At 39.4% G+C, this 6,616-nt stretch carries 2 protein-coding genes and 2 pseudogenes; all 4 read right to left on the bottom strand.

Going from position 1 to position 6,616, the window contains the following annotated elements; translation table 11 throughout:
* Positions 1-570 precede the first annotated feature (570 nt).
* Positions 571-1,716, bottom strand: a pseudogene (locus tag AC056_RS16500) (Tn7-like element transposition protein TnsE); the annotation flags it as partial.
* 54 nt (positions 1,717-1,770) lie between these two features.
* Positions 1,771-2,703: pseudogene (locus tag AC056_RS16495) on the bottom strand (IS5 family transposase).
* A 90-nt stretch (positions 2,704-2,793) separates the two neighbouring features.
* On the bottom strand, positions 2,794-5,673 hold the full coding sequence (locus AC056_RS16490; protein ID WP_057694468.1) for a type I restriction endonuclease subunit R: 2,880 nt from the start codon (positions 5,671-5,673) through the stop codon (positions 2,794-2,796).
* A gap of 28 nt (positions 5,674-5,701) precedes the next feature.
* Positions 5,702-6,613 (bottom strand): DUF5655 domain-containing protein, encoded by a 912-nt coding sequence (locus AC056_RS16485; RefSeq protein ID WP_001177806.1) that lies wholly within the window; start codon positions 6,611-6,613, stop codon positions 5,702-5,704.
* Positions 6,614-6,616: the final 3 nt, after the last annotated feature.

Genomic DNA, 6,616 nt, shown 5'->3' with positions numbered 1-6,616 from the left:
ACAAAATAATTTACAGGCTCTTCTAGGATCATACTCATGCTTTATGTGTACTTAAAATTTATTTTAATTCTGTTTTTATAACGCCCCCATATGATGCAACTAAGTTCCCCCATATGATGCAACTAAGTTCATAGATGAACTAAAATATCACTATCCGAGCAACATTAATGCCACAATAGAATTCGAACCGATTCTCCCGCAATGGCTATTGTCGTTGCTTCCATTTCAATGCGGTAATCCTCCTGTTTTTTCAGCACACATCAACCAAAGTTAAAAGTAAAGTGTACGCCATTTGAGGTGGCTTCCTTTGTTTGCTTGGTATAGTCTTTCATGGTAACAATGAATTTGCTGGAGGCAACTCACACATCAACGGTATTGAATCATTCTGGTCTTATGTCAAAAAAGACTGAGAAAGTTTAATGGCATCGCTTTAGTATCATGTTTGAAGAGCGTGTAACCAAGTATTTTTAAAACGGTATTTACACAGAATTATTTACACTCTCGTTTCTTCATTTGAAAATTATGTTGCTGAAGAAGATACTAGGAATAGTTTTGTGCAACAAAGCTTATCTATTTATTTAACCCTACGTAAATCCGTTTTGCCCATCCTTCTAAGTCATCAATAGCAACTTGTTGTCCTTCATCAATACGTGGGTGATTGAATCTAGCCTGACGACTTGCTACTTCTTTAATGAAACTAATTGGCCAGTTAAGAGTATTTTGAACTATATATTTGCGAATTTTTTCATAATTTTTTTCCCAACAATTCATATCTTTTATTGTTAACAATTGTGTTGACAGACGATTTGCATTATCGGATGTATCAACTTCGAGTAAAATGAAATGCTGACCTTGATGCAGAAAATGTACTTCAGCAATACAGCGTGGATTATTATCGGACTTTAGATGTTTAGTAAACCCCTGTACTGTAGGCAAAATTTTTGAAGTCAATGAATATTGTATTCCATACTTTTCCTCAAGTTTATAAAGCATCTGCATAAAAGCGGAGAAACGGTCTAGATATAAATGGGCATCATCAGTTTGATCCTTCGCACCCTCAAAATCACCAGCTTTAACTGTACCGCCAATTCCTGGTTCATCGGCATTTACATCACCAATTAATTCATCAATATACTCTTTAGCATCATCCACGATAATAGCGTTTTTTGAGCCCGTTTTATCTGCGATTTTTCTAGTTTCAAATGGATCATCAAAATCAAATAAAGTAGCTGGACTATCTATAATAGTGGGTCTATTGCTAGGCGTTGCTTCATCCTCATCATTGAGTTTGGGTTCTGCATGATTCGGCTTTGATGGTATGGTACTGGTATTACTTGATTTTTTTGAGGCATTAGAAAATTTATCGTGATAAAAATAAACTGGCTTATCAATATGGGTAGATAGCCCAGAAAAGCCAATGATTTCATTAACCTTAAATGTATTGGTTAACTTATCATAGTAGCCATATGCTTCAATGTTCATGCCTGTTAAATTAGGCGGGATGAAACTAAAGTTCCATGTTCTTACTGTATTATTAATTCTTTCAAAAGCTTGACACTGTTGAGCGATGCTTTCATATGAAGCTCTTATGTTTTTATTTAGGAGTAAATATCCAAGAAATCGACGAAACCCAGGTTTATTGAAATGAGAAAGTGCAAGTGAACCCTCACATGAGGGAAGAACATTAATTAAGTAATGATCATTGTTGTTCTGAATAGGCTTTGTTGCACAAAGATTTAAAAGATAACACTCTGCTCATTTGAACAGAATTCAAGTGACAACTTGGGTATGAGGGCGACCTAGCTCTGTGAATTTATTCAAGACTGCTATGCGTACATGAATCTCATTCACCTGACTAGGCAAACTCCTTGCTGTTAATTTATCCCCTAATAATTTGATGCAATGCATCTTGGTTTCCACCAAACTTCGCCGATGATAGCCTGACCATTTTTTCCATAGTGTTCTGCCTAAACGTTTAACTGTTCGAAGTAATTCATTTCGCTCCTGAGAATGTGATTTTGTATCTTTTCAAGGTCTTGCATTTTTTCTAGGAGGAATCACTGCATGCGCTTGTCGATCTGCAATGACCTGACGGCATTGCTTGGTGTCATAAGCTCCATCGGTATAAACAGAGTCAATCTGCTCATCTTGTGGAATCTGATCAAGTAAATCACCAAGCACCTGTGAATCACTGACATTATTGGTTGTAAGCTGAACTGCTCGTATTTGTAGGGTTTTAGCATCTATACCAATATGAAGTTTACGCCATTGGCGACGATATTCAGGTCCATGTTTCTTGCGCTTCCATTCGCCCTCACCTAGAAACTTCATGCCTGTAGAGTCCATGAGTAGATGCAGCCCATCGCTACTTTTTTGGTAGTTGATTACAATATCAATATGCTTTTGTCTTCTACAAAGCGTGGTGTAATCTGGTGCGGTCCAATTTAATCCGCAAAGTTTAATCAGACTTTGCACAAAGCCAGTGACTATACGTAAAGATAGACGGAATAAGGATTTAATCATTAAACAGCATTGAATAGCCGTATCGGCGTAAGTTTGATTTCGACCTTGCTTGTTTTGTGGTTGTGCATACCACTGAGTGTTTGGATCAAACCAAATGGAAATGTTGCCCCGATTAATGAGAGCGCGATTATAGGAAGACCAGTTGGTTGTGCGGTAGATTTTGTGTGTAGGCTTCTTCATTTGAAAATTATATCGCTGAAAAAGCCTTTACAGATAGGTTTGTGCAACAAAGCCCTCTGGAAATAAAGTCACACTTTGAATGTGTATTATTTAATTAAAACCAGTATAAAATCTTTCAATCAACTGCCGTGTCTTGACCAGCAAGTTAGTGAAGACATTATCCCGTTCAAAAAGTTTTACTTTATAGTTTGGCAAGTCTTTCAATTCTTCTTTACGTGGAAAACGGTTCGTATATTCATAGTGTTCAAGAACTTCTTTCATCACTTCAGGCTTTAGATTTTCCTGTTCACAAAGCTGCTGGTAAGCCCGTTCTTTTTCGATATCCCAAAAATGTGCAAAGGCATCTTGAACGCTCTGTCCATTGATCATCTTCGGTATGTTTTCTTCAATGAATTTTTGAATGAGGTCTTGCTTATCGTGCAAACTAATATCGCTACTGATTAAATCGTAAATTTGCGCTTGGTACTTCTGACGCTTGTCCTCTGAGTCTGTATCCACGACTAGTTGTAGGAGGTTGATGATATAACCAACATTAATGCGATCACTATGCAGTAAATCCAGTTGAAAATCGACAACATCCAGTACCGATACTTTGTCTCTCTTGGTGGTCTTTCTAACGGCACGACATAGGTCAGCATACTTAGAGGCAAAATTCGCAAAGTGCTGTTTATCGAGTTGTGTTTGGTCTTGATCGTATTCAATAAAAGTTTGTAATTGCGCGTTATAGCGCATCACTTCACGGAAAGCTTTAATAAATTCGAGTTGCTGTTCTTCAGTGACAAGATCATCGACTGATTGGTAATTGGGCGTTAAGGCAAACAATTTGCTCACCGCTGCTTGGTAATCCTGTTCGATTTCCGCATAGCTGGGAACAAGTACAATCTTGGTCGTTTCTTTATTGGAAAATAGCGCCAGTGCTTCATCTGTTGCACGTTTTAGGTTGCGGAAACAGATGATATTGCCAAATGGTTTTTTATCGTTATAGACACGGTTGGTGCGTGAGAATGCTTGAATCAAGCCATGATATTTTAGGTTTTTATCGACATACAAGGTATTTAACGGCTTAGAGTCAAAGCCCGTGAGGAACATATTGACCACGATTAGAATATCAATCTGTCTGTTTTTTACGCGCTGTGCAATGTCGCGGTAGTACGCATAAAATTGATCACCAGAATTGTAGTTGGTTTTAAACTGTCGATTGTAATTCGCAATGTAGCAATCCAGCTTATCCCGACTGGATGAATTGACCTGACTTGGAATATCTGCGGCTTCTTCGTGAATCAAGCCAGTTAAGTCATCAGTCGGTACAGCCTCATTTGCCGCATAGGAAAAAATGGTTGCAATAGTCAACGGTTTAAATATCCGACCTTGTGCTTCATCTTCAATTTGCTTTTCAGCCTGCACCTTTTCAAAGAGGTCGTAATATTGGGTCAGTGTTTCGACCGAACTGACACAGAACATTGCGGTAAATTCACGATTACGGGTTTTGGTATCGTGAATATTGACAATGTAACGGGCAATCATTTCTAGGCGTTGTGGGTTGTCATACAGTTCTTTGGTATCGATGCCTTCTACATCTTCCTCATAACTTTCATTGGTCGCCATGCCTTTGGCGGTGTATTTGCCCCGATAATCAATTTGGAACTGCAATACGTTACGGTCGCGGATAGCATCGACAATCACGTATTTATGCAAACATTCATTAAACAGGTAATCTGTTGTCAGTTTTAAACCTGCTTTGCTTTGGCTGTTCTTTTCAAAAATAGGCGTACCGGTAAAACCAAACATTTGTGCATTGCTGAAGAATTTTTTGATGTTCTGATGGGTCTCACCAAATTGACTGCGATGACATTCATCAAAAATAAAGACCACTTTTTTATTTTTAAGATAATCAATCGATTCTAAATAACGTTCAGTGCTGATGGCCCGATTGAGCTTTTGGATGGTGGTCACAATCAGTTTGTCATGACGTTGATCGAGCTGTTTTACCAAGGTCGATGTGTTATCGGTGCTGTCCACGCTGTCGGCTTTAAAAGCATTAAATTCGCGTGAGGTTTGCGTATCGAGGTCGTTACGATCGACCACAAACAGAACTTTTTCCACATCAGGCATTTGCATGATGATCTGACTGGCTTTAAATGAAGTCAGGGTTTTGCCTGAACCTGTAGTGTGCCAGATATAGCCGTTCTGATTGGAGTTTTGCACATGCTCTACAATTTTCTGTACTGCATAAGTCTGATAGGGACGCAGCACCATCAGGCTTTTGGTGGTTTCTAGCAGCACCATGTACTGAGTCAGCATTTGGGTCAGATGCTGCTGATTGAAAAAAGCTTCGGCAAAGTCGACAATTTCATTGATGTGTTTGTTGCTGACATCGGCCCATGGAAAGGCAAACTCGATGCCTGTGGTGCCGTTGGAGTAATAGCGGGTATTGGCCCCATTACTAATCACAAACAGCTGGATAAAGCCAAATAGCCCTTGCCCAGCCCAATAGGCTTCACGAATATAGCGTTGCGTTTGATTGAAAGCTTCGGCAATTTCCATGCCGCGTTTTTTCAGCTCGATCTGTACCAAAGGCAGGCCATTGACTAATAGGGTTACATCAAAACGGCTGGTGCGGCCATTATAATCACGGTGGTCAATGGTGATCTGGTTGGTGACCTGATAGATGTTCTTGCTTGGATCATCCGACAGAAAAAAGATGTGCTTGCTGGTTCCATCATCAAATTTGACTGGGAACAGATCACGCAGATTCTTGGCTCGCTCAAACACTGTGCCTGTGTTTAAAAAACTGATGACCTGCTTCCATTCCGTTTCTGACAGGGATGCTAGTCCATTGGCTCGTTCAATCTGGGTTTTGAGGTTAGACAGTAGTTGGCTTTCGTCCTTGATGGTCACCGCAGCATATCCCAATTGCTTGAGCTGGCTCATCAGTTCATTTTCAAGTTGGTATTCGCTTTGTACTGTCATTTCCTTTCCCTCTAAAATCTTAAATTATTCACTTCAATGTTTGTTTAATTAAACTCAAGATATATTCTAAATTTTCTGTATCTGACACGATCACCTCACAATCGCCATTGCCCCAATGTCCAATATTGGTAACATCTTTCGCGAGCTGTTTCGGGTCATCCAGTTGATTAAAAGGCATATTCAGCCATATACGAATTTGCTTTGTCCCAATACTCATATAGACATAGTTACGCTTACCCTTACGGAAGGCTATGTACATTTTCTTGGGATGAACTTCTAAGTCGGTGGTTAAGCCCAGAATTGAGTCCCTGAATTGCTCATATAGCTCTTTGATGTCATCGGACTTATCCGCCAAGTGATAGGCTTCATCATATTGCTGGATTTCTTTAGCAATTTTTTGAATATCTTCAGAGTCAACCTTTTGCACTTGCTTGATTGAAGGGGCTGATTTGGCTTTCTGCAATGGATTGACTGAAACAATTCCACCTTGATAGCGTTTGATTTCCCACAGCTCAATGCCCAAATCTTTAAAATTAGTAGACTGCTTTTGAAAGTCGGTAAAGCTCGGTGAAACAAAGATGATTCGACTTTGTGACCAGTCGACATCCTGACGTTTAAGCTGTTTACTCTGGTTCTCGTTGTACTCAACGATGAAATCTGCCTTATAGTCGAGCATCAGATTCAGATAAGAAACGCCTTGGTCGATCACGCTATAATTGCGTTCACGCTTGTATTCGATAATTACAAACGCCTGACTTTCGGGATCGAAAGCTAAAGTATCGATACGATTATTTTTAATCGTAAACTCAGATTTAATAAATTCCAGACCTGTAAAACTGTAAAGATTGCTTTCAAACAGGCTTTGAATCTCTCTTTCCAAACGAAAAGGATCTTCGGTGAGTTCTAGTAATGTCTGTGCTTGGGTTTGATAAAGTTGCATTCG

This window comes from Acinetobacter genomosp. 33YU (assembly GCF_001990725.1).
GTDB classification, from domain to species: domain Bacteria; phylum Pseudomonadota; class Gammaproteobacteria; order Pseudomonadales; family Moraxellaceae; genus Acinetobacter; species Acinetobacter seifertii.
This window is presented reverse-complemented; position numbering and strand designations above follow the sequence as displayed.

Excerpts from the sequence above, each read along its gene's own strand:
- AC056_RS16490 (WP_057694468.1), bottom strand. The coding sequence starts at position 5,673 with ATGACAGTACAAAGCGAATACCAACTTGAAAATGAACTGATGAGCCAG.
- AC056_RS16485 (WP_001177806.1), bottom strand. The coding sequence starts at position 6,613 with ATGCAACTTTATCAAACCCAAGCACAGACATTACTAGAACTCACCGAA.